A 22140-nucleotide genomic window follows, 5' to 3' on the forward strand; every position below is an offset into this window, starting at 1 on the left:
CGCGCGGGCGGCCAGGTCCGGCACCAACGAAAAGACGGCCCGCGGGCCGTCTTTCCTTTTTGTCGCTTCCGATCAGCGGGGCCGCGGTCCGCTCACGCGCCACGCCAGCGCAAGCACGGCGATCGTTCGCAGCCCGAAGAACACCAGCGACACCGCATGCAGCTGCAGGAAGGTCCAACTGCCCTGCCCCTGGCGCGCGGCGTCCATCATCGGCTGCAGCGCGTAATAACCGGCGGCGGTGAAACCGATCGCCAGCAAGGGCAGCCAGAAGCCGGGATTCATCGCCGATCCGCCGACCACGCCATCCCGGTGCAGGCGCCGCTCCATCAGGATCAGCAGCACGCCCGCGGCGAGCGCGAAGCGGGCATCCATCTCGAACAGCCGCGCGACGTACTTGCCGGCCATCGCGCGGTCCAGCGTCGCGAACGCGTTCGGCGCGGCCAGCAGCGCCACCGCCAGCAGCTCGCCGGCCCACAGGGCCGCCAGCAGCGCACGGATCCGGAGCAGCATCGGCGAAGGCCTCAGATGTAGCGGACCTCGACGATCTCGTAGCGCTTGATGCCGCCCGGGGCCACCACCTCGGCCACGTCGCCGGCTTCCTTGCCGATCAGCGCGCGGGCGATCGGGGAGCTGATCGAGATCAGGCCCTGCTTCAGGTCGGCCTCGTCGTCGCCGACGATCTGGTAGGTCACCTCGTTGCCGGACTCTTCTTCCTCGAGGTCCACGGTGGTCCCGAACACGACCTTGCCGCCCGCGTCGACCGACGCCGGGTCGATCACCTGGGCCGACGACAGCTTGCCCTCGATCTCCAGGATGCGGCCCTCGATGAAGCCCTGCTTGTCCTTGGCGGCCTCGTACTCGGCGTTCTCCGACAGGTCGCCCTGCGCGCGCGCCTCGGCGATGGCGTTGATCACGGCATGCCGCTCGACCGTCTTGAGCCGATGCAGTTCTTCCTTGAGCTTCTCAGCGCCGCGCTTGGTCAATGGAATCGTCGTGGCCATGTCTCTAGAACCTTGAAAAACAAAACAAACCGCCGCTGCCGCTCAGGGTCGCTGAGCAGCGGCGGCGGAATGGATGGCGCAGTTTAATGCAGTTCGGCGTGCAGTTCCTGCAGCGATTGCACCAGCAGGCCATCCTTGTGCTTCATGCCTTCGACCGCGGCTTCGCAGCCCGCCATCGTCGTGTAGTAGGTCACCCGGTTGGCCAGCGCCGCCTGACGGATGTGACGGCTGTCGGCAATCGCCGTGCGCGTCTCGTCGACGGTGGTGAACACGAGCTGGATGTCCCCGCCCTTGATCATGTCGACGATGTGCGGGCGGCCGTCCTTGACCTTGTTGACGACGCGCACCGGCACGCCGGCGGCCTCGATCGCCGCGGCCGTACCCTTGGTCGCCACCACGCCGAAGCCCAGCGCCGCCAGGTCACGCGCCAGCGCGACGGCACGGTCCTTGTCGTTGTTCTTCACGGTGATCAGCACGTTGCCCTGGCGCGGCAGGCGCGAGCCCGCGCCCAGCTGGCTCTTGAGCATGGCCTCGCCGAAGGTCCGGCCGGCGCCCATGACTTCGCCGGTCGAACGCATTTCCGGGCTCAGGATCGGGTCCACGCCAGGGAACTTGTTGAACGGGAAGACGGCTTCCTTGACGCTGAAGTAAGGCGGCTGGATCTCGACCGGCGGCTTGCCGCCGGCGGCCTTCTGGTCCTTGAGCTTGACGCCGGCCATGCAGCGGGCGGCGATCTTGGCCAGCGGCTGGCTGGTCGCCTTCGAGACGAAGGGGACCGTGCGCGAGGCGCGCGGGTTCACTTCGAGCACGTACACCGTATTCTCGGCCAGGCCCTTGGTCACATCGCCCTGGATCGCGAACTGCACGTTCATCAGGCCCACGACCTTCAGCGCCTTGGCCATCGCCGCGGTCTGGCGGCGCAGTTCGTCCTGCAGCTCCTTGGACAGCGTGTACGGGGGCAGCGAGCAGGCCGAGTCGCCGGAGTGGATACCGGCCGCCTCGATGTGCTCCATGATGCCGCCCATCATCGTGTCCTCGCCGTCGCAGATGCAGTCGACGTCGACCTCGACCGCGTCCTCCAGGAAGCGGTCCAGCAGCACGGGGGACTTCTCGCTGACGCGCACGGCCTCGCGCATGTAGCGCTCGAGGTCCTTGTCGCCGTGCACGATCTCCATCGCGCGGCCGCCCAGCACGTAGCTCGGACGCACGACCAGCGGGTAGCCGATCTCGTTGGCCAGCGCGACGGCCTGGTCTTCATTGCGCGCCGTGCGGTTGGGCGGCTGCTTCAGGCCCAGCTCATGCAGCAGCTTCTGGAAGCGCTCGCGGTCCTCGGCGATGTCGATGGAATCGGGCGTCGTGCCGATGATGGGCACGCCGTTGGCCTCGAGGTCCAGCGCCAGCTTCAGCGGCGTCTGGCCACCGTACTGCACGATCACGCCGACCGGCTTCTCCTTGGCAACGATCTCCAGCACGTCCTCGAGTGTCACCGGCTCGAAGTACAGGCGGTCCGAGGTGTCGTAGTCGGTGGAGACGGTCTCCGGATTGCAGTTGACCATGATGGTCTCGTAGCCGTCCTCGCGCATCGCGAGCGCCGCGTGGACGCAGCAGTAGTCGAACTCGATGCCCTGGCCGATGCGGTTCGGACCGCCGCCCAGCACCATGATCTTCTTCTTGTCGGTGGGGTTGGCCTCGCACTCCTCGTCGTAGGTCGAGTACATGTAGGCGGTCTGCGTCGCGAATTCGGCGGCGCAGGTGTCGACGCGCTTGTAGACCGGACGCACGTTCAGCGCGTGACGGGTCTTGCGGACCTCGTGCTGGTTGGTGCCCAGCAGCTTGGCCAGACGCTTGTCCGAGAAGCCCTTCTTCTTCAGCAGGCGCAGCTCGTCGGCCGACAGGCCGGCCAGCTCGCGGCCCTTGAGGCTCTGCTCGATCTTGATCAGCTGCTCGATCTGGGCCAGGAACCACGGGTCGATCTTCGTTTCCTCGAAGACTTCGTCCAGCGTCATGCCGATGCGGAAGGCGTCGCCCAGGAACAGGATGCGCGACGGGCCGGGCTCGCCGATCTCCTGCACGATCTCCTCGCGATCGGTGCTGATCTCGCTGAGGCCGTCGATGCCGGTCTCCAGGCCGCGCAGCGCCTTCTGGAACGATTCCTGGAAGTTGCGGCCCATGGCCATCACCTCGCCGACCGACTTCATCTGCGTCGTCAGGCGCGAGTCGGCCATCGGGAACTTCTCGAAGGCGAAGCGCGGGATCTTCGTCACGACGTAGTCGATGCTGGGCTCGAACGAGGCCGGCGTGATGCCGCCGGTGATGTCGTTCTTGAGCTCGTCCAGCGTGTAGCCCACGGCCAGCTTCGCGGCGATCTTGGCGATCGGGAAGCCGGTGGCCTTGGAGGCCAGCGCCGACGAGCGCGACACGCGCGGATTCATTTCGATGACGATCATCCGGCCGTTGTCCGGGTTGATCGAGAACTGCACGTTGGAGCCGCCGGTGTCGACGCCGATCTCGCGCAGGATCGCGATCGAGGCGTTGCGCAGCAGCTGGTATTCCTTGTCGGTCAGCGTCTGGGCCGGGGCCACGGTGATGGAGTCGCCGGTGTGGATGCCCATCGGGTCCAGGTTCTCGATCGAGCACACGATGATGCAGTTGTCCGCCTTGTCGCGGACCACTTCCATCTCGTATTCCTTCCAGCCGATCAGCGATTCCTCGATCAGCAGCTCATTGGTCGGAGACAGGTCGAGGCCGCGCTTGCAGATCTCCTCGAACTCCTCCGGGTTGTAGGCGATGCCGCCTCCGGTGCCGCCGAGCGTGAAGCTGGGGCGAATGACCATCGGGAAGCCGCTGCCGCCGATCTCGGCGTGGATGCGCTTCTGCACCGACCAGGCCTCTTCCAGCGAGTGCGCGATGCCCGACTTCGCGGAATCGAGACCGATCTTGGTCATCGCGTCCTTGAACTTCAGCCGGTCCTCGGCCTTCTCGATCGCCTTCTCGTTGGCGCCGATCATCTCGACCTGGTACTTCTCCAGCACGCCGTGCTTGTGCAGGTCGAGCGCGCAGTTCAGCGCGGTCTGGCCGCCCATGGTCGGCAGGATCGCGTCGGGGCGCTCCTTGGCGATGATCTTCTCGACCACCTGCCAGGTGATGGGCTCGATGTAGGTGACGTCCGCCGTATCGGGGTCCGTCATGATGGTCGCCGGGTTGCTGTTCACCAGGATGACCTTGTAGCCCTCCTCGCGCAGCGCCTTGCAGGCCTGGGCGCCCGAGTAGTCGAACTCGCAGGCCTGGCCGATGATGATCGGGCCGGCGCCGATGATGAGGATGCTCTTGATATCAGTACGCTTGGACATGTGTCGGCTCCCCCTTCATCAGGCCTTGGACATCAGACCGATGAAGCGGTCGAACAGATACGAAATGTCGTGCGGGCCGGGGCTCGCTTCCGGGTGCCCCTGGAAGCAGAAGGCCGGCTTGTCGGTGCGGGCCAGGCCCTGCAGCGTGCCGTCGAACAGGCTGACGTGCGTCGCGCGCAGGTTGGCGGGCAGCGTGTCGGGATCGACCGCGAAGCCGTGGTTCTGGCTGGTGATGCTGACGCGGCCGTTGTCCAGGTCCTTCACCGGGTGATTCGCGCCGTGGTGGCCGAACTTCATCTTGAAGGTCTTGGCGCCCGAGGCCAGCGCCATGATCTGGTGGCCCAGGCAGATGCCGAAGGTCGGGATGCCGGCCTCGATCAGTTGCGCGGTGGCCTTGATCGCGTAGTCGCAAGGTTCCGGATCGCCGGGGCCGTTGGACAGGAACACGCCATCGGGCTCGAGGTCGAAGACCTCCGAGGCCGGCGTCTGCGCCGGCACGACGGTGATGCGGCAGCCGCGCGAGGCCAGCATGCGCAGGATGTTGCTCTTGACGCCGAAGTCGTAGGCGACGACGTGGAACTTGGGGGCGGTCTGCTCGCCGTAGCCCTTGCCGAGCGTCCACTCGGTTTCGGTCCAGGTCTCGCGTTCGGTGCGGCTGACGACCTTGGCCAGGTCCAGGCCCGCCATGCTGGGCGCGCCCTTGGCGGCGGCGATGGCCTCGTCGATGTGGGCCTGGGTGATCTGCTCGCCGGCGTTCAGCGCCAGAATGCAACCGTTCTGGGCGCCCTTCTCGCGCAGCACGCGCGTCAGGCGACGCGTGTCCAGGTCGGCGATGGCGACGGTACCCTCATCCTTCAGATACTGTCGCAGCGTGCGGCCCTTGCGGAAGTTCGAATCGAGGACCGGCGCCTCCTTGATGATCAGGCCAGCGGCAAAGATCTTCGACGCCTCGACGTCCTCATCGTTCACGCCATAGTTGCCAATGTGCGGATACGTCAGGGTGACGATCTGCCGGCAATAGCTGGGGTCGGTGAGAATTTCTTGGTAGCCGGTGAGCGAGGTGTTGAACACCACTTCACCAATGGTCCGGCCGGCGGCGCCGAGCGCGGAACCCTTGAAGACCGTGCCGTCTGCCAGGGCAAGAATCGCGGGGGGAGCGGAAAGCAGATCGGGCAGCACGGGAAACTCCGTTGTTGTGCGCGCGCCCGGCTCTGCTTCAGGGCCCTGGACCGCCGCCGGCACGCGCCGTGGACGGCTGGCGCGCGGGTGCGACCGGGTCTCCTGTGAGGGAGTCGATCCGTGTGGGATCCGATGCGATCGGGGGTGAAGTGTGCGGGACGCGGTAGGTTGCGGGTAAACCTGCTGAGTATAACCCGTCGGGGTATCTACGGAGAAGATTTGCGCAAACCAGTGGTGGTGGGGGAACCTGGACTGCCACCTTCAGAGCGCTTGGCCGCCAAGGCATGAGGCCCCTGCGTCAAGCGCAGAAACCTCACGCCTTGCCGTCCCCGATCCACCGAGGACCGCGCCACGCAGGACTGCGGGGACAGAGAGGACTGGGATCGGTGGGAGGTGCGGCCGGAGGTACGAATTCCGGTTCGTGCCGGGGCGGCTTCAGCCGAGGGCGGCGATGCCTGCCTTCGCGACTTGCGCATCCTCGTTGGACTTCACGCCGCTGACGCCGACGGCGCCCACGCAGAAGCCCTCGACCATCACCGGCACGCCGCCCTCGAGCAGGCCTTCCAGCGGCACGCTGAGGAAGGCGTTGCGGCCGTTGTTGACGATGTCCTCGTAGACCTTCGATTCACGACGGCCCAGCGCCGCCGTCTTGGCCTTGGCCGGCGCGATCACCGCCGAGGTCGCTGCGGCATTGTCCAGGCGCTGCAGCCACAGCAGGTGACCGCCGTCATCGACGATCGCGATCGTCACCGGCCAGTTGTTCTTGAGGGCTTCGGCCTCGGCCGCGGCGGCAATGCGCTTGACATCGTCCAGGGTCAGGAAGGGCTTCTGTTTCATCTGCGGCCTCGTGGCGGTGATTGAAGGAAAGACGATCACTTTAACGAAGGCTTAAGGGCCGTGCCTACAATCGACGCCAACTCTCACTTCATGGGGCGCACGCACATGAACGACCGCATCATCGACCTGAACCCGGGCGGCTACGGCTCCTCGCTGTCCGCCGACCGCCAGCGCGTCCTGCGCAACACTTACGCGCTGCTCGCGCTCTCCCTGATCCCTACCGTCCTGGGCGCCTGGATCGGCGTGGCCACCGGCTTCCTGGCCGCGATGGGCACCGGCGCCAGCATGATCCTGTTCTTCGTCGGCGCCTTCGGCCTGATGTTCCTGGTGGAGAAGACCAAGCATTCCGCCGTCGGCGTCGCCGCGCTGCTGGGCTTCACCTTCTTCATGGGCCTGATGCTGTCGCGCCTGCTCGCGGCCATCCTCGGCTTCAAGAACGGCGGCACGCTGATCATGACCGCCTTCGGCGGCACCGCCGCGATCTTCTTCGCGATGGCGTCGCTGGCCACCGTGGTCAAGCGCGACCTGTCCGGCCTGCAGAAGTTCCTGTTCGTCGGCGCCGTGATCGCCATGATCGCCGGCATCGCCAACGTGTTCCTGCAATCGACGGGCGTGCACCTGGCGCTGCTGGTGGCGGTGCTGGGCATCTTCTCGGCCTTCATGCTGGTGGACGTCAAGCGCGTCATCGACGGCGGCGAGACCAACTACATCAGCGCCACGCTGAACATCTACCTGGACCTGTACAACGTGTTCACCGCGTTGCTGCAGCTGCTGGGCATCTTCGGCGGCGACCGCGACTGACCGGTCACCCTCCCAACGAAAAACGCCTCGGAGTTCCGAGGCGTTTTTTCTTGCGTGGGCGCAGCGTCAGTGCGGCGTCCGGCCCTGGGCCTTGTCCAGCTCCGGATGGGCGCTGGGGGCGGCGCCACCGCCGTCGCCAGCGCTTTCGCCAGCGCCCTCCCCGGACGCCTCGGAACGATGCACGACCACCGGCTTGATGGCGCCGCTGCCGATGAAGCGCGCGTATTCGCTGCGCGGCACGACGGCGCTCAGCCGGGCATCACCGTCGTCCCAGCCGATGGTCACGTCGATCTCGTTGATCTCCACGGCCACCGGTCCCGGACGGATCGTCACGAGCGGACCGTCGCCAGTGCGGTAGGTGACCTCCCCACAGACGAAGGCCTGCTGGCTCAGCGGATGCTCGTTGAGCGATTGGCGCTCGGAGGACGCGTCGCCCATGGAGGCGTCGGCGGGATGTTCGGGGGGCAGCGGGGGTCGGGCGCTCATGGCAGGTCCTCCTGGGAATCGTCCCGCCCCAGTTCATCGAGCCACTGCCACATGCGCAGCGCCAACGCGGTGGCGGTGCAGGTGGACAGCGTCATCAGCATCAGCATGTTGTCGTCCATGATGGGCCTCGAACCGGAGCGGAATCAGGTTGCGATGGACGCATCCTCGCCGCGGTGGCGACCGGGACGAAGCAGCGGGCACCGCGAGGCGCTGTAGGTGCTGTCCCACAGCGGGCGCGACGCGCCGGGGCGCGTCCCCAACCACCAGGGAGCAAGGCGCTCGCCAGCCCCTTTTGCAAAGCTGGGTGAAGTCCGGGGCGGCCACCGCGCGCGCCGTCAACGTCGCGGAAACGCCTTCCGTTGAGCCCACACGCTGTAGGACGACACCCGACATGGCCCACCGTCCGGCACCGACATCGCGCACCGAGTTGCGCTTATGGGAAGGGCCATGGCCAACGCCGATAGTGAAAGCAAAGGAACTCACCAGGAGAACGACATGAGCCTCCTCCAGATTGCCGCCGACGCCGCCGCCCCGCAATTCGAAGTGCGCTTCGAATCGATCTTCGACGCCGGCCGCGCGATGTCCTTCCCATGCGATCCCCAAGGGCATGTCGACCTCGACAGCCTCCCGGCTCGCGCGCGCAACAACTACTTGTTCGCCCGCGCCATGGTCGGCAAGGATTACCTTCCGCCCGCGGTGCGCGGTCGCACCAACCACTGATCCGTTCCTGCGGACCCGACGCCGCTGCGGCCCCGGGTCCGGCAATTGCCAAGTCCCATCGTCACTTACTCGCTTCTGAAAGGAGTTCGTATGAATTGGGATCGCATCGAAGGCAACTGGACTCAGCTCAAGGGCAAGGTCCGGGAGCAATGGGGCAAGCTGACCGACGACGACATCGACGTGATCGCCGGCAAGCGCGATCAGCTGTCCGGCAAGATCCAGGAGCGCTACGGCATCGCCAAGGACGAGGCCGACAAGCAGCTCGACGACTGGCAGACCCGCGCCGATGACCGCTGGCTGAGCTGATTCCGCTCCGGGTCCTTGACTGCGCCGGCACGGTCCGGCGGAACGCCCGGGGCACCCACCCCGGGCGTTTGATGATTGACTGCTTCCTCCCTGTTGCCGCGCTGCACCTCCAGGTCGGCGCGGCTTTTTTGCGCCAGCGCGCTCTGCAGCGAGCGCGGCGGAGCGCGCTCAGCGTGTGACGGCCGGGGTGGCTTCCTCGAACCGGTCGACGGTGCGCAGCGGCTTGAACAGGGCCGCCCAGCCAGCGACAACCCCCAGCGTGCAGACCGCGCCCGTCACCGCCGCGGGTACCGCGCCCAGCGCCGCGGCGGCGCTGCCGGCGCGGAACTCTCCCAGCTCGTTCGACGAGCCAATGAACAGCATGTTCACCGCGTTCACGCGGCCGCGCATCTCGTCGGGCGTCGAGAACTGCACCAGCGCGCCGCGGATGTAGACGCTGACCATGTCCGCCGCGCCAGCGATCGCCAGCGCGCCGAAGGACAGCCAGAAGGTCGTCGACAGCGAGAACACCAGGTTCGCCAGCCCGAACACGGCCACCGCCGCGAACATCGCCTTGCCGACATGGCGGTTGAAGGGACGCGAGCTCAGGTAGAAGCCCGCCGTCACCTCGCCGACAGCCATCGCGCTGCGCAGCGCGCCCAGGCCTTCCGGCCCGGCGTGGAGCACCTCGTGCGCATAGATCGGCAGCAAGGCCACCACGCCGCCCAGCAACACCGCGAACAGGTCCAGCGAGATCGTTCCGAGGATGATCGGTCGCGACCGGATGAAGTGGATGCCGGCGCCGAAACGCTGCCAGATCGTGCCGCCGGCCGGCGACGGCGGCGCGGCGAAGCGCACCGGCACCGCGCCGACCAGCAGCGCGGTGCCCAGGGCGAAGCAGACCAGGCAGACCAGGTAGGTCAGCCCTGCCCCGCCGAAGCCGTACAGCAGGCCGCCGAGGAACGGGCCGCCGATGCTCGCGACGCGCAACAGCATGCTGTTGGCGGCGATGGCCTGGGCCAGCTGCTCACGCGGCACGATCTGCGGCAACAGGCTCTGCAAGGCCGGGCCGGAGAAGGCCCGCGCGCAGCCGAACACCACCAGGACGGCGTAGATGCCGGTCACGCCGGCATGGCCGTGCCCGGCCAGCCACCACAGCGCCAGGCTGCAGGACGCGCTGACGCCCCAGCTGAGGGCCAGGATCGGCTTGCGGCTGAAGCGGTCGATCAGGTCGCCGGCCGGCAGCAGCAAGAGCAGCATCGGGATGAACTGCGCCAGGCCGACATAGGCCAGCGCCAGCGGCTGGCGCGTGAGGTCGTACACCTGCCAGGCCACGACCACCGCCTGGATCTGGCCGGCGAACACGGCGGCCAGGCGGCACACCAGGAAGGCGGTGAATCCCGGATGCCGGAACACGCTGACGCGCGGGGCTGGCGAAGCGTCGGACGGGGAGGCGGGATCGGGGGTGGAAGCAGGTGGAGCAGTCACGGCGGCGGTGTGTTGGGGGCCTTCTTGGTCGGGCGCCGGCCAGTTTAGCCAGCCGGTCCACCCGCCTGGGCGCAGGGCGATGTCACACGTGCGCGGACTGTTTCGTCTTGTCGTTACCAACCCTCTTTTCACCCCGGAGCCCACGATGAGCCAACGCTTTAACTACATGCAACAGTCCGCCCCCGCCTTCAAGAAACTGGTGGAGCTGTCCATGGGCCTCAAGGAAAGCGGCCTGGAAACCGGCCTGCAATACCTGGTCGAGATCCGCGCCTCGCAGCTCAACGGCTGCGCCTTCTGCCTCGACATGCATGTCAAGCAGGCGGTGATGGGCGGCGAACGCGCCCTGCGCCTGCACCACGTCGCCATCTGGCACGAGTCGCCGCTGTTCTCCGCCCGCGAACGCGCCGCGCTGCGCTGGACCGAGGTTCTCACCCGCATGCCCGAGGGCGGCATCGCCGATGCGGTCTACGCCGAAGTGCGCGAGCAGTTCAGCGAGAAGGAACTGTCGGACTTGACCTGGCTCGTGGCGTCGATCAATGCCTGGAACCGCTTGAATGTCGCGGTCGGCAGCGTGCCCGGCACGCAGGACAAGGCCTTCGGACTGGACAAGGCCGGCCTGGCCTGATCCGCGCCAGCAAAGATCCACGTCGGCAAAAGAAAACGGCGCCCTTCGGGGCGCCGTTGCAACAGGTGTCGACAGGGGGATCCGGGCGATGTTCGAGTTGTTGGCCCGGATCCGCCGGTTCAACGACAGCGCGGTCCGGACCTGGCCGGCTCGCGCCCCCACCGGGGTTGTCGGGTTGAGCGGGATCAGCGCTGGATCAACGCTGGATCAACGCTGGCTGTAGCGGGCCTTGGCCGAGTTCACGCACACGTCCTTGGCGTCGCCGGACAGGGTGTTGCACTTCTCGGAAGCCAGCTTGTAGTCGGCCTTGACGCGGGTTTGCTCGGCGTCGTCGACGGCCTCCGCCACCTTCTTGTTCATCTTGAGTTCGGCCTTCGCCTTCTCGTAGGCGGTCTTGGCCTCGCGCTGGCAGACATCCTTGGCCTCGCCCGAGCGATCGTCGCAGCGCTCCTTGGCCACCTCGTACCGGGCCTCGTAGCGGGTCTCGATCAGCTTGGCCTCGTCCTTGGCGTTGCCGCTGTAGTTGTATTCCAGCTGGGCCAGCGCCACGTCCTCGCGACCCTTGGCCTCCTTGACGCAGATGTCCTTGGCATTGCCGGACAGCTTGTCGCAGGCATCCTTGTCGACCTTGTAGGTCTTCTTGATGTCGTCCTTCGCGCCGTCGTAGACCGACTTGGAGAAGTTGGCGGCTTGCGCCATGCCGGCGCACAGGCTCAGGGCGGCGGCGATCAGGGCGGCGGTAGCGGGCTTGTTCATGGCGATCCTTTCTTTGTTGTGGAGGGCAGCGTTCAGTCAGCAGTTCGAGCGATGACGGGGATCGTCACTTTCGCAACAGGCTCATCACGAAGGTCGCGACGGCCATGATCACGAACACGAAGAACAGGATCTTCGCGATGCCGGCGGCACCGGCGGCGATGCCGCCAAAACCGAACAACGCGGCGATCAGGGCAATGACGAAGAAGACAACGGCGTAGTGCAGCATCTTGGTTCTCCTGCGCGGCACCGTGCCGCGATGGAATGACTGTAGGGACTGGCCCGGCCGCCGCGGGCAGTCCCGCACCGCAACCCCGCGTCGGAGCGTCAACCGCCGCGCTGTAGGAGAGGACCTACCGCGCCGGACTGCGCGGAATCGCGTCCCCGGCGCCCGCTCGAAAACGGCAGCGCCAATGCAAAAAAAGCCGGCTGACGCCGGCTTGCAAAGAGAAGGAAATGCGGTGGTGCGATGGGGCCGTTACCAGACCTTCTGGAAGGTCACGCCCACGCGGCCGCCACGCGGCCGGAAGGTCAACGAGGACTGCCCGCTGAGCTCCATGCGGAAGCCCTTGCGCAGGTCCGCATAGGGCTTGCGGGTGTTGAAGACCATGCCCACCCGCAGCTGGCGCTGATCCCGGTTGTTGATGCCGGGGACGGTGAACTCATCGATCTGCGCGCGTTGCGCGTCGACGAGCGGCGTCTGCACGTAGGCATGCGAGCGCGGCCCGGTCGGCAGCGCCAGGCCGACCAGCACGCCGGCGTCGCCGGCCGCGCCCGGCCTGGCGTTCTGGTACGGCGTCGAATACAGGCCGCCGCCGATCGCGGCGCCGCGCTGCTCGACACCCACGCCCAGCCGCAGCCCGCTGCCGGACCAGGGGCGCGCCCACAGCATCGTCTGCGTGGCCTGCGGCGCGCGGCCGTACCAGGCGGCGGCGCCGGCGGGCTGGTTGGCGGTTGCCAGCGGCTCGGCGGCGTGCTGCGTCACGGTATAGCGGCTGCTCGCCGCGGCACTCCGGCTGGTCGCCGCCTGTCGCGACCGCTCGGACAGGCTTCGGCCGGTCAGCTCGACATGGTCATCCAGCGAGGTCGGCGACAGCTCGCTGGCGGGGCCGGCCTGGGCGAAGCTCAGGGCGGCCGGGGCCAGCACGGCCATCAGCAGCAGGCGGGGGCAGCAGGCATTCATGACTCAACTCCCGTACTTGATGACAACTTAGGACGCGGGTTGCGACAGGAAAATCTCGATCCGACGATTGGCGGCCCTTCCGGCCTCGGTGGCATTGCTGGCCACGGGCTGGCGTCCGCCGCGGCCCTCCACCAGCAAGCGGCCGCGCCGCACGCCGTGGTGCACCAGGTATTCGCGCACGGTCTCGGCCCGATCCAGCGACAGCGGCCCGTTCACCGCATCGCCGGCCGAGCTGTCGGTGTGCCCGACGATGGTGATGCGGACCTGCTCGTCCAGGTCGCGGCTGGCTTCATCCAGCGCGGGGCGCATAGTCGGCTTGAGCTCGGAACGACCCAGGTCGAAGGCCGCGTCAGTGGGCAGGGTCAGCTTGAGCTGGTTGTCCGCGGTGCGCACCACGCCGATGCCGGTGCCTCCGCTGGCTTGCACGATGGCCAGGCGGCGCTCCTCCATGCGGGGGGACCACAGATTCCCGCCGATGACGGAGCCGGCGGGAAGCGCCGGCGTGACGGTGGTCGACGGTGAGGTGGAGGGGGCACCCGAGTGGTCGCCCATCGAGGCACAGCCGCCCAGCAGCATCAGGGCCAGCGCCAGGACCGGCAGGCTGGTCGCCGCGAGCCACCGCCAGCGCGGTTCGGCGAGGACGCCTGGCGCGGCTTCGACGACGTGACGGGAGCGGACTCGGGGGCGGCGCATGACAGTCTCCAGGCGGGCTGTGGGCTCGGTCACACGATAGAGGGACCTCGATTGAGCGTCATGCTAGGGAGATCGCGGGGGGCCGGGTGTAGTCGGCTGGCGGAAGCGCGGGTCAGACAGCACCGACAAGCGCCGCGCCAAGGCGTCCGGGACCCTTGCCCCGGCAGCGAATCTCAGGCGCTCAGTTCGGTGCCGATGGACGGCTGGTCGTCCAGCGGGAGCAGATCGGCTTCGGACAACTCGGCCGCATCGACTTCCTCGTCGTAGGCGGCCTGGTCGCCGGCGTCGCGGTGCGCGATCAGCGGCTTGTCCAGCGGGCGGTAGATGCGGCTGCGCAGGCGCGCCAGGCGTTCGGAACCGGCCACTTCCAGGGCGACGCGCTCGGGATCCAGCAGCATCGCGAACGGGTTGGCGGCGAAGTCTTGGGTCGTGGTCAGCATCTCGGTCTCCGGCGCCGACACCGTGTCGGCATGGGATGAACTGTAGAGACCGACCCGGGCCGCCAACAGTGGGCGCGCCGCCAAACCGCGTGTCAGACGGATTCCTAGGGGAATGCCAGCAGCTGCCTCACCGCGCCGTGCGGCGTGTGACCGATGCCTCGGAAAGGCGCGGGAAAGCGTCGCGCCGGGGGGCGCCGCCTACGGCGCCGACGTGACGGCGGCCTTCGGACGCGCCCGGGCGAGCTTGTCCAGCTTGTCGGCCATCTCGTCCTGCCCGGCGCGGCGGGCGAAGTCGGCCGCGCTCAGCTGATGGTCGTTGCGCAGCGTGACGTCGGCGCCGGCGGCGATCAGGATCTCGGCGCCGGTCAGCCCGCCGTAACCGGCCGCCATCATCAGCGGCGTCGTCCCGTTGGGCGACCGCGCGTCGATGTCCGCGCCTTGCCCGACCAGCCAGCGCACCAGGTGCTCGTTCGGGCCGGCGGCCGCGTAATGCAGCGCGGACCACCCCGGCTCGTTGACCAGCGCGCCGCGCTTGACCAGCTCGCGCGCGATGTCCAGGTTGCCCTTGATCGCGGCCAGCATCAGCGGCGTCTCGCCGGCCTGGTTGATGGCGTTGACGTCGGTGCCGGGGCTCTTGAGCAGCGCCTCCACCGCCTTGACGGACTCCTCCCGGATCGCCACGTGCAGCGCCGTGTTGCGCTGCGCGTCGCGGACGTTGGGATCAGTGCCCGCCAGCAGCAGCTTCATGACGGTGGCGGCGTGGTCGTTCCGCGCGGCGACATGGAGTTCGGGCGGCGCGACGGCCTCCGACGCCGCCACCACGGGCGCCCGGGCGTCGAAGCGCCCCTGCGCCCACGCCGGCGCGGCAAGCCCCGCGGCCAGCGTCAAGCCGCCCACCGCCGCGAATGCCTTGAATGCCTTGAATGCCTTGAATGCCTTGAACGCTGCCAGCGTCGCCCGCACCGACCACCGGCCGCCACGCGGCCCGCTCGATCGCCCCGCCATCTCAGGCCGCCTCCGGCAGCCGGAACAGCCGCCGCGTGTTGGCCGTGCATTGCGCCGCCAGGTCCTCGACCGGCACGCCCCGGACCTCCGCCACCAGCTTGGCCACATGCGGCACGTAGGCCGGCTGGTTGAGCTTGCCGCGGAACGGCACCGGGGCCAGGTAGGGGCTGTCGGTTTCGATCAGCAGGCGGTCGGCGGGCACGATCTTCGCGACCTCGCGCAGATCGGCCGCGTTCTTGAAGGTCACGATCCCCGAGAACGAAATGTGGAAACCCAGGTCCAGCGCCGCCTTGGCGACGTCCATGGTCTCGGTGAAGCAGTGCACGACGCCGCCGGGCTGGCCGGCGTCCTCCTCGCGCATCAGCCGCAGCGTGTCCTCGGCGGCCGAGCGGGTGTGGATCACCAGCGGCTTGCCGGTCCGCTTGGCGGCGCGGATGTGGTTGCGGAAGCGCTCGCGCTGCCATTCCATCTGCTCGACGGTGCGGCCGTTGAGGCGGTAGTAGTCCAGGCCCGTCTCACCGATGGCGACGACCTTGGGCTGCGCCGCACCGTCGACGAGCTCGTCGACGCTGGGCTCATGGACCTCGTCGCTGTCCGGATGGACGCCGACCGTCGCGAACAGCGGCGCGTGCGCCGTGGCCAAAGCGTGCACCTCGGGGAACTCCTCCATCGTCGTGCAGATGCAGATGGCCTGGGTCACCCGGGCCGCGTCCATCGCGGCCAGCAGGTCGGGGAGCTGGGACTGGAGCTCGGGGAAGCTCAGGTGGCAGTGGGAATCGATGTACATCGCGGGAACTCTGGGCCGGATCGCGACGCGGCGCAGCGCCCGGCGGAAATGCCCTTGGCAGGCAGGGGCGCGGAGCGCGCCGCGCGGGGTCAGCCGGACGCCGTCCGCTGGGCGCGGCCGGCGATCGCGGCGTTCAGATGGTCTGCGTCGGCTTGGCCGAGGAGATCGCCGTGCCCAGCAGTTCCTCGATCTTCAGCTTGATCAGCCGGGTCTTCTCGTCGCCGGGGAAACGCACGCCGACGCCCTGGGTGCGGCCGCCCGACGCGTTGGCCGGCGTCAGCCAGGCGACCTTGCCGGCGACCGGATAACGGTTGGGATCCTCGGGCAGGGTCATCAGGAGGTAGATGTCCTCGCCCAGCTTGTATTCGCGCGTGGTCGGCACGAACACGCCGCCTTCCGAAAAGATCGGGATGTAGGCGGCGTAGAGGGCGCCCTTCTCCTTGAACACCAGCTGGATCACGCTGGGTCGGGCACCGCCGGCGGGGGCCGGCACGGGAGCGGACGCGGGCGGAGTGGTGCTCATCGGTTTCGGGCTGAGTTCGCTCATGGGCGCCGAGTCTACTCGCCGCGCCCGCGGGTCAGATTCGGTTACCGCGCCGGCCGCATCGCCTGTTGCCCCTGGGCCACCAGCGATTCCATCAGCAGCCCGGCATTGAGCGGATGGTCCGCATGCCGCGCCGCCTGCTGCAGCGTCCGGGCCCACTGGTCGAGCGCCGCGCGCACCGCCGGCAGCTTGGGCAGCGCGTCGCGCGGGAAGTAGGCCGGCCCGGCGCCGTGGGCGATGCGCATCAGGTCATGCACCAGGCGCTGCATCGCGGCGATCGCGCGCGGCACCGGCCAGTCGGTCAGCGCGCTGGCCTCGCCCCGCGCGATCCGGCGCGGCAGCTCCAGCCAGGTCTTGGCGCCGACGCCCTCCTCGCTCCACAGCAGCGCCTCCTGCGGGCGGCCGCCGGTGGCGTCCAGCAGCACGCCGGGCTGGTCGACGCCCTGGGCCGTCAGCCAGGCCAGCGCCGCCTCGCGCGCGGGCAGCGCCATCTGCAGCGGCTGGCAGCGGCTGCGGATGGTCGGCAGCAGCTGCTGGGGCGCCGCGCTCGCGAGCACGAAGCGCAGCAGCCCGGCCGGCTCCTCCAGCGTCTTGAGCAGCGCATTGGCCGCGATGGTGTTCAGCGCCTCCGCCGGGTAGACGACGACCACCTTGGCCCGCCCCCGCGCCGCGCTGACCTGCGCGAACGCGAGCATCTGGCGGACCGCCTCGATCTTGATCTCCTTGCTGGGCTTGGTCCTGGCGGCCTTGGCCGAGCCGCCGCCCTCGCCTTCCGCGTCCATCGCGCCGAAACCCAGCGGCTCGCGCAGCGCGTCGGGCAGCAGCACCTGGAAGTCCGGATGCGAGCGCGAACGCAGCAGGTGGCAGCTCGCGCAGCGGCCGCAGCCGGGCTGGTCCGGCGCCGGGCGCGCCTCGCAGAGCCAGGCCTGGGCCAGCAGCAGCGCCAGGTCGAACTGGCCGACCCCGGCGGGCCCCTGCAGCAGCAGCGCGTGGCTGCGTCCCTGCGTCAGCGCCTGATGCAGCGGCGCGGCGAGCCAGGGCAGCGGCAGCTGGCCGCCATCGGCCAGCGCGGCGGCGCCGTCGGCGGTCACGGAGGATTCGCTCACCATCCGCGGCGCTCCAGCTCGGCGCGGATCTGGGCCGCGACGCCCTCGATCGTGTCGCCGGCATCGATGCGGACGATGCGGCCCGGCGCCGCTTCGGCGCGGCGCTGGTAGCCCTCGCGCACGCGGGTGAAGAAGTCGAGGTCCAGCTGCTCGAGCCGGTCGGCATCACGCGCCTGGGCGCGGCGCCCGGCCGCGATGGCGGGGTCGACGTCGAACCAGAAGGTCAGGTCCGGCTCCCGGCCCTGCTGCACCCACTGCGCCAGCGTGCCCAGCACCTGCAGGTCCATGCCGCGGCCGCCGCCCTGGTAGGCGAAGCTGGCGTCGGTGAAGCGGTCGCAGAGCACCGTACGGCCCGCGGCCAGCGCCGGCGCGATGACGCGCTGCACGTGGTCGCGGCGCGCGGCGAACACCAGCAGCGCCTCGGTCAGCCCATCCATGTCCTGGTGCAGGAACAGGTCGCGCAGCGACTCCGCCAGCGGCGTGCCGCCCGGCTCGCGGGTCTGGACCAGGTCCGCGCCGCGCTCGCGCAGGCGCTGGGCCACGGACTCGACATGGGTGGACTTGCCCGCCCCGTCGATGCCCTCGAAGGTGATGAATCGGCCGCTCACGCGTGGATGCTCTCTCGGAAAAAAGCGCAGCGCGGACGCTCAGCGGCCGCGCTGGTACTTGTTGACCGCGCGATTATGCGCGGCCAGATCCTCGCTGAACTGGCTGGTGCCGTCGCCGCGCGACACGAAGTACAGCGCCTTGGACGGGGTCGGGTGCAGCGTCGCCTGCAGTGCCGCCAGGCCCGGCATCGCGATCGGCGTCGGCGGCAGCCCGCCGCGGGTGTAGGTGTTGAACGGGGTGTCCGTCTGCAGGTGGATGCGGCGCAGGTTGCCGTCGAAGTCGGTGCCCAGTCCGTAGATGACCGTCGGATCGGTCTGCAGCGGCATGCCGGCCTTGAGCCGGTTGATGAACACCGCCGCCACCAGCCCGCGGTCCGCCGCGGCGCCGGTTTCCTTCTCGACGATGGAGGCCAGGATCAGCGCCTCGTCCGCGCTCTTGAGCGGCAGGCCGTCGGAGCGGCCGGACCAGGCGCTCTCCAGACGCTTCTGCATCAGCGCATGGGCGCGCTTGAGCACCGTCAGGTCGCTCACGCCGCGGCTGTACGCGTACGTGTCGGGGAAGAAGCGGCCCTCCGGGGCCTGGCCGGGCGCGCCCAGCGCCGCCATGATCTGGGCGTCGGTCATGCCGGCGGTCGTCTGCTTGAGCGCCGGCGCGGCCGCGATCGCGGCGCGCAGCTGGCGGAAGTTCCAGCCCTCGATCAGGCGGAGCTGCTCCAGCACCTGGTCGCCGCGGACCATCTTGTCCAGCAGCTCGCGCGGCGTGATGCCGGCATGGACCTCGTAGCTGCCGGCGCGGATCTTGCGCGCCTGCCCCGAGTAGCGGAACCACGCGTAGAGGAACCGCGGATCGGTCTGCACGCCGGCCCCGACCCAGGCCTGCGCGACCTGCTGCGGCGGCGTGCCGGGTTCGATCGAGAGCTCCAGGCTGTCCTTCTCCAGTGCCAGCGGCGCCTGCAGCCACCACCAGACGGCGGCGCCGGCGCCCGCGGCCAGCATCGCCAGCGCGACCAGCACGGACAGCAGCCAGCGTCCGATCCGGCCCGATTGCTTCTTCGATTTCCTCGCGGCGCGGCGAGGGTTGTGCTTCGCGCGTGACAAGACCCGGGGCCCTTCGTGAAATGCGGGGGCTGATGATAATCGGCCCCATGATCGAAGACCTCCACCACGCCCCGCCGCCCGTGCCGTCCTCGGCCCTGGGTGCCGTCCGTCTCGCCGACTGGGGCGTCATCCGCGCCCAGGGCGAGGAAGCCGCCAAGTTCCTGCACACGCAGCTGACGCAAGACCTGGCCCTGCAGACGCCGGTCCAGGCCCGCCTGGCGGGTTACTGCTCGGCCAAGGGCCGGCTGCTGGCCACGATGCTGGCGGTCAAGCCGGACGAGCAATCGGTGCTCCTGGCGCTGCCGGCCGAGGTGCTGCCGGCGACGGTCAAGCGGCTGTCCATGTTCGTGCTGCGGGCCAAGTGCAAGCTCAGCGACGACAGCGCCGCCTGGTCGGTCTGGGGGCTGTCCGGCGCCCAGGCGCGCGACTGGCTGGGCGCCGCCGCGCCGGCCGGGGTCTGGACGGTGGGCCGCCTGGCGCTGGCCGACGGCCGCGAGGCGCTCGCCACCCGGCTGCCCGACGACGGCCTCACGCCGCGCTTCCTGCTGCTACAGCCCGCCGATGCCGCCGCGCCGGCGCTGCCGTCGATCGATCCGGAGGAATGGCAGGGGCTGGACGTCACCGCCGGCCTGGCCTGGATCCGCCAGGCGACGGTGGAACAGTTCGTGCCCCAGATGCTCAACCTCGAGCTGCTGGGCGGCGTGAACTTCCAGAAGGGCTGCTACCCCGGCCAGGAGGTCGTCGCGCGCAGCCAGTACCGCGGCACGATCAAGCGCCGCACCCACCTGTTCGCGATGGACGGCAGCGATGCCGATGCCACGCCGGGCCAGGAGATCTTCCACAGCGCCGATCCGGAGCAGCCCGCCGGCATGGTCGCCGGCTTCGGCCGCCTGGAAGGCCGTCCGCTGCTGCTGGCCGAGGTGAAGCTGGCCGCGCTCGAGTCCGGCACGCTGCACCTGGGCAGCGCGCAAGGCGCCGTGCTCACGCCCCGTCCCCTGCCCTACGCCATCGGAGAACCGGAATGACCTCGTCGCCGCCAACGCGGGCCTCGGCCCCTGGGACCGCTTCGCCCGATCGCCCGGCCGGCGCGCCGGTCGAGCTCTACGTCTACTACCGCGTCCACACGGACGACCTGGCGGCCGCCCTGGCCGCCTTCGAGCAGGCGCGCGCCGGCCAGCCGGTGCGGCTGCTCCAGCGCCATGACAACGATCCGGTCTTCCAGACCTGGATGGAGATCTACGGCCCCGCCCTGCCCGACGCGGCGGACGCGGAGCGCCGCATCGCCGCCGCCCTGGGCGCCTTCGCGCAGGGTCCCCGCCACCGCGAGGCCTTCGCCGCCGTCGCCGGTCCGGGAGCGGCGCGCTGATGGAACACAACGTCTCCCTCATCTCCACGCTGGCGGCGGGCTTCGGCCTGGCGCTGATCCTCGGATTCATCGCCGAGCGGCTGCGGCTGCCGGCGCTGGTGGGCTACCTGCTCGCCGGCATCGCGATCGGGCCGGCCACGCCGGGCTTCGTCGCCGACGTGGGCATCGCCGCGCAGCTGTCGGAGATCGGCGTGATGCTGCTGATGTTCGGCGTCGGGCTGCACTTCTCGCTCAAGGACCTGATGGCGGTCAAGCGCATCGCGCTGCCGGGCGCGGTCGTGCAGATGGGCGCGGCCACGTTGCTGGGCCTGGGCCTGGCGATGTGGTGGGGCTGGAGCACCGGCGCGGCGCTGGTGTTCGGGCTGTCGCTGTCCTGCGCCAGCACGGTGGTGCTGCTCAAGGCGCTGGAGGCGCGCGGCACGCTGGAGTCGGTCAACGGCCGCATCGCGGTGGGCTGGCTGGTGGTGGAGGACCTGGCGACGGTGCTGATCCTGGTGCTGCTGCCGCCGCTGGCGCCGGTGCTGGGCGGCGCGACGCAGCCCGGCAGCGCCGACGTGCCGCTGTGGCGCACGATCGCCGAGACGCTGGCGCAGATGGCGGCCTTCGTCGTGCTGATGCTGGTGGTGGGCCGGCGCGTGCTGCCCTGGCTGCTGTGGCAGGTGGCGCGCACCGGCTCGCGGGAGCTGTTCACGCTGATGGTCATCGCGGTGGCGATCGGCATCGCCTACGGCGCCGGCGTGCTCTTCCACGTGTCCTTCGCGCTGGGCGCGTTCTTCGCCGGCATGGTGATGCGCGAGTCCGAGTACAGCCACCGCGCCGCGCAGGAGTCGCTGCCGCTGCGGGATTCGTTCTCGGTGCTGTTCTTCGTCTCGGTGGGCATGCTGTTCGACCCGATGACGCTGGTGGACCAGCCGCTGCACCTGCTGGGCGTGGTGGCGATCGTGATGCTGGGCAAGGCGATCGCGGCGACGGCCATCGTGCTGCTGTTCCGCTACCCGCTGAACACGGCGATGACGGTGTCGGCGAGCCTGGCGCAGATCGGCGAGTTCAGCTTCATCCTCGCGGGCCTGGGCCTGCAGCTGGGCCTGCTGCCCAAGGCCGGCATGAACCTGGTGCTGGCGGCGGCGCTGGTGTCGATCGCGCTGAACCCGGTGATGTTCGCGATGATCCAGCCGCTGCAGCGCTGGGTGCTGAGCCGCTCGGCCTTCGCGCGCAAGCTCGAGGCCCGGGACGATCCCTATGCCGAGCTGCCCCAGACCACCGAACGCCAGTACCTGGAAGGCCAGGTCGTGCTGGTGGGCTTCGGACGCGTGGGCCGGCGCATCGCCGACGCGCTGGCCGAGCGCGACATCCCCTTCGTCGTCGCCGACCAGAGCCGCGAGACCGTGGAAGCGCTGCGCAAGCGCGGCCTGGCGGCAGTCAGCGGCGATGCCAGCGACCCGATGGTGCTGGTCCAGGCCCACATCGCCAATGCGGCGATGCTGGTGGTGGCGATCCCCGACTCGATGCGAGCCCGGCAGATGGCCGACACGGCCCGGCAGCTGAACCCGGGCATCGAGATCGTGCTGCGCACCCATGGCGAGGAGGAGTCCGCGCTGCTGCGCAAGGAGCAGCTGGGCACCGTGTTCTACGGCGAGGAGGAACTGGCCAAAGGCATGAGCCGGCATGTGCTGCGGCGCTTCAATGCCGAGCTGCCCGAGAACCTCGCGCCGCTGGCCACGCCCGCGCATTGAGCGCCCGGGCCGGGCGTGGCAAGCGGCCCATCGGGGCCGCTTGCCGCAACAC

Annotated in this window: 26 protein-coding genes; 7 read left to right on the forward strand and 19 right to left on the reverse strand. The window is 69.4% G+C overall.

Annotation, left to right across the window (positions count from 1 at the left end; all coding sequences use genetic code 11):
• Positions 1 to 72: 72 nt before the first annotated feature.
• From FHT37_RS08740 to FHT37_RS08760, 5 genes are all read right to left on the reverse strand, one after another.
• Positions 73 to 510 (reverse strand): DUF4149 domain-containing protein, encoded by a 438-nt coding sequence (locus FHT37_RS08740; protein ID WP_091733468.1) that lies wholly within the window; start codon positions 508 to 510, stop codon positions 73 to 75.
• A gap of 11 nt (positions 511 to 521) precedes the next feature.
• Positions 522 to 1001 carry a transcription elongation factor GreA gene (greA, locus tag FHT37_RS08745; RefSeq protein WP_091733466.1) on the reverse strand — a complete coding sequence of 160 codons (480 nt, stop codon included), beginning with the start codon at positions 999 to 1001 and terminating at the stop codon, positions 522 to 524.
• 83 nt (positions 1002 to 1084) lie between these two features.
• Positions 1085 to 4351 carry a carbamoyl-phosphate synthase large subunit gene (carB, locus tag FHT37_RS08750; protein ID WP_183480236.1) on the reverse strand — a complete coding sequence of 1089 codons (3267 nt, stop codon included), beginning with the start codon at positions 4349 to 4351 and terminating at the stop codon, positions 1085 to 1087.
• An 18-nt stretch (positions 4352 to 4369) separates the two neighbouring features.
• Positions 4370 to 5530 carry a glutamine-hydrolyzing carbamoyl-phosphate synthase small subunit gene (carA, locus tag FHT37_RS08755; protein WP_091733463.1) on the reverse strand — a complete coding sequence of 387 codons (1161 nt, stop codon included), beginning with the start codon at positions 5528 to 5530 and terminating at the stop codon, positions 4370 to 4372.
• Between the two features lie 435 nt (positions 5531 to 5965).
• Positions 5966 to 6367 carry a heme-binding protein gene (locus FHT37_RS08760; RefSeq protein WP_091733461.1) on the reverse strand — a complete coding sequence of 134 codons (402 nt, stop codon included), beginning with the start codon at positions 6365 to 6367 and terminating at the stop codon, positions 5966 to 5968.
• A gap of 105 nt (positions 6368 to 6472) precedes the next feature.
• Here FHT37_RS08760 and FHT37_RS08765 point away from each other — a divergent pair, with 105 nt between their 5' ends.
• On the forward strand, positions 6473 to 7168 hold the full coding sequence (locus FHT37_RS08765) for a Bax inhibitor-1/YccA family protein (protein WP_183480238.1): 696 nt from the start codon (positions 6473 to 6475) through the stop codon (positions 7166 to 7168).
• Positions 7169 to 7234: 66 nt separating this feature from the next.
• Here FHT37_RS08765 and FHT37_RS08770 read toward each other — a convergent pair whose 3' ends face one another.
• Both FHT37_RS08770 and FHT37_RS25350 read right to left on the reverse strand, forming a co-directional pair.
• Positions 7235 to 7654: a hypothetical protein gene (locus FHT37_RS08770; protein WP_183480241.1), complete on the reverse strand. Its 420-nt coding sequence runs from the start codon at positions 7652 to 7654 to the stop codon at positions 7235 to 7237.
• A complete protein-coding gene (locus tag FHT37_RS25350) occupies positions 7651 to 7773 on the reverse strand; it encodes a hypothetical protein (RefSeq protein ID WP_255488672.1) in 123 nt (40 codons plus the stop codon). The genes FHT37_RS08770 and FHT37_RS25350 overlap by 4 nt, the downstream gene beginning before the upstream one ends.
• A 328-nt stretch (positions 7774 to 8101) precedes the next feature.
• Between FHT37_RS25350 and FHT37_RS08775 the strand changes: the two genes are divergently transcribed.
• Complete coding sequence (locus FHT37_RS08775; protein WP_310737373.1) at positions 8102 to 8374, forward strand: hypothetical protein; 273 nt, start codon at positions 8102 to 8104, stop codon at positions 8372 to 8374.
• Between the two features lie 90 nt (positions 8375 to 8464).
• Positions 8465 to 8680, forward strand: coding sequence for a CsbD family protein (locus FHT37_RS08780; protein ID WP_091733455.1), 216 nt, complete (start codon positions 8465 to 8467; stop codon positions 8678 to 8680).
• A 168-nt stretch (positions 8681 to 8848) separates the two neighbouring features.
• On the opposite strand, the gene FHT37_RS08785 is transcribed toward FHT37_RS08780, so the two are convergent.
• Positions 8849 to 10147, reverse strand: a complete 1299-nt coding sequence (locus FHT37_RS08785; RefSeq protein WP_183480244.1) for an MFS transporter — start codon at positions 10145 to 10147, stop codon at positions 8849 to 8851.
• A gap of 145 nt (positions 10148 to 10292) precedes the next feature.
• On the opposite strand from FHT37_RS08785, the gene FHT37_RS08790 reads away from it, so the two are divergent.
• Entirely contained in the window at positions 10293 to 10772 is a 480-nt protein-coding gene (locus FHT37_RS08790) for a carboxymuconolactone decarboxylase family protein (protein ID WP_183480246.1), read from the forward strand.
• 207 nt (positions 10773 to 10979) lie between these two features.
• Here the strand turns inward: FHT37_RS08790 and FHT37_RS08795 are convergent, their stop codons facing one another.
• The 11 genes from FHT37_RS08795 to mltG all read right to left on the reverse strand — a co-directional run bounded on the left by FHT37_RS08795 (position 10980) and on the right by mltG (position 18926).
• Positions 10980 to 11528, reverse strand: coding sequence for a hypothetical protein (locus FHT37_RS08795; protein WP_147239700.1), 549 nt, complete (start codon positions 11526 to 11528; stop codon positions 10980 to 10982).
• Positions 11529 to 11592: 64 nt separating this feature from the next.
• Positions 11593 to 11754, reverse strand: a complete 162-nt coding sequence (locus tag FHT37_RS08800) for a DUF1328 domain-containing protein (protein WP_091733447.1) — start codon at positions 11752 to 11754, stop codon at positions 11593 to 11595.
• A gap of 249 nt (positions 11755 to 12003) precedes the next feature.
• Entirely contained in the window at positions 12004 to 12708 is a 705-nt protein-coding gene (locus FHT37_RS08805) for a hypothetical protein (RefSeq protein WP_183480248.1), read from the reverse strand.
• A 27-nt stretch (positions 12709 to 12735) separates the two neighbouring features.
• A complete protein-coding gene (locus tag FHT37_RS08810; RefSeq protein WP_183480250.1) occupies positions 12736 to 13401 on the reverse strand; it encodes an OmpA family protein in 666 nt (221 codons plus the stop codon).
• Between the two features lie 173 nt (positions 13402 to 13574).
• On the reverse strand, positions 13575 to 13841 hold the full coding sequence (locus FHT37_RS08815; RefSeq protein WP_091733441.1) for a hypothetical protein: 267 nt from the start codon (positions 13839 to 13841) through the stop codon (positions 13575 to 13577).
• A gap of 198 nt (positions 13842 to 14039) precedes the next feature.
• Positions 14040 to 14846: an ankyrin repeat domain-containing protein gene (locus tag FHT37_RS08820; protein WP_183480252.1), complete on the reverse strand. Its 807-nt coding sequence runs from the start codon at positions 14844 to 14846 to the stop codon at positions 14040 to 14042.
• Position 14847: 1 nt separating this feature from the next.
• A complete protein-coding gene (locus FHT37_RS08825) occupies positions 14848 to 15633 on the reverse strand; it encodes a TatD family hydrolase (RefSeq protein WP_183480254.1) in 786 nt (261 codons plus the stop codon).
• Positions 15634 to 15766: 133 nt separating this feature from the next.
• Positions 15767 to 16156 carry a PilZ domain-containing protein gene (locus FHT37_RS08830; protein WP_091733888.1) on the reverse strand — a complete coding sequence of 130 codons (390 nt, stop codon included), beginning with the start codon at positions 16154 to 16156 and terminating at the stop codon, positions 15767 to 15769.
• A gap of 65 nt (positions 16157 to 16221) precedes the next feature.
• Positions 16222 to 17283: a DNA polymerase III subunit delta' gene (locus tag FHT37_RS08835; RefSeq protein ID WP_310739728.1), complete on the reverse strand. Its 1062-nt coding sequence runs from the start codon at positions 17281 to 17283 to the stop codon at positions 16222 to 16224.
• Complete coding sequence (gene tmk / locus FHT37_RS08840; protein ID WP_091733433.1) at positions 17280 to 17891, reverse strand: dTMP kinase; 612 nt, start codon at positions 17889 to 17891, stop codon at positions 17280 to 17282. The genes FHT37_RS08835 and tmk overlap by 4 nt, the downstream gene beginning before the upstream one ends.
• 39 nt (positions 17892 to 17930) lie before the next feature.
• A complete protein-coding gene (gene mltG, locus FHT37_RS08845) occupies positions 17931 to 18926 on the reverse strand; it encodes an endolytic transglycosylase MltG (RefSeq protein ID WP_183481424.1) in 996 nt (331 codons plus the stop codon).
• 110 nt (positions 18927 to 19036) lie between these two features.
• Between mltG and FHT37_RS08850 the strand changes: the two genes are divergently transcribed.
• From FHT37_RS08850 to ybaL, 3 genes are read left to right on the forward strand one after another with little or no spacing between them, the layout of a single operon-like run.
• Complete coding sequence (locus FHT37_RS08850) at positions 19037 to 20014, forward strand: folate-binding protein YgfZ (RefSeq protein WP_091733431.1); 978 nt, start codon at positions 19037 to 19039, stop codon at positions 20012 to 20014.
• Positions 20011 to 20355: a DUF4936 family protein gene (locus tag FHT37_RS08855; RefSeq protein WP_183480258.1), complete on the forward strand. Its 345-nt coding sequence runs from the start codon at positions 20011 to 20013 to the stop codon at positions 20353 to 20355. The genes FHT37_RS08850 and FHT37_RS08855 overlap by 4 nt, the downstream gene beginning before the upstream one ends.
• Positions 20355 to 22088, forward strand: a complete 1734-nt coding sequence (ybaL, locus tag FHT37_RS08860; protein WP_091733427.1) for a YbaL family putative K(+) efflux transporter — start codon at positions 20355 to 20357, stop codon at positions 22086 to 22088. The genes FHT37_RS08855 and ybaL overlap by 1 nt, the downstream gene beginning before the upstream one ends.
• The last annotated feature ends 52 nt before the right edge of the window (positions 22089 to 22140 follow it).

Source organism: Mitsuaria sp. BK037, assembly GCF_014193045.1.
Taxonomy (GTDB): Bacteria; Pseudomonadota; Gammaproteobacteria; order Burkholderiales; family Burkholderiaceae_C; genus Roseateles.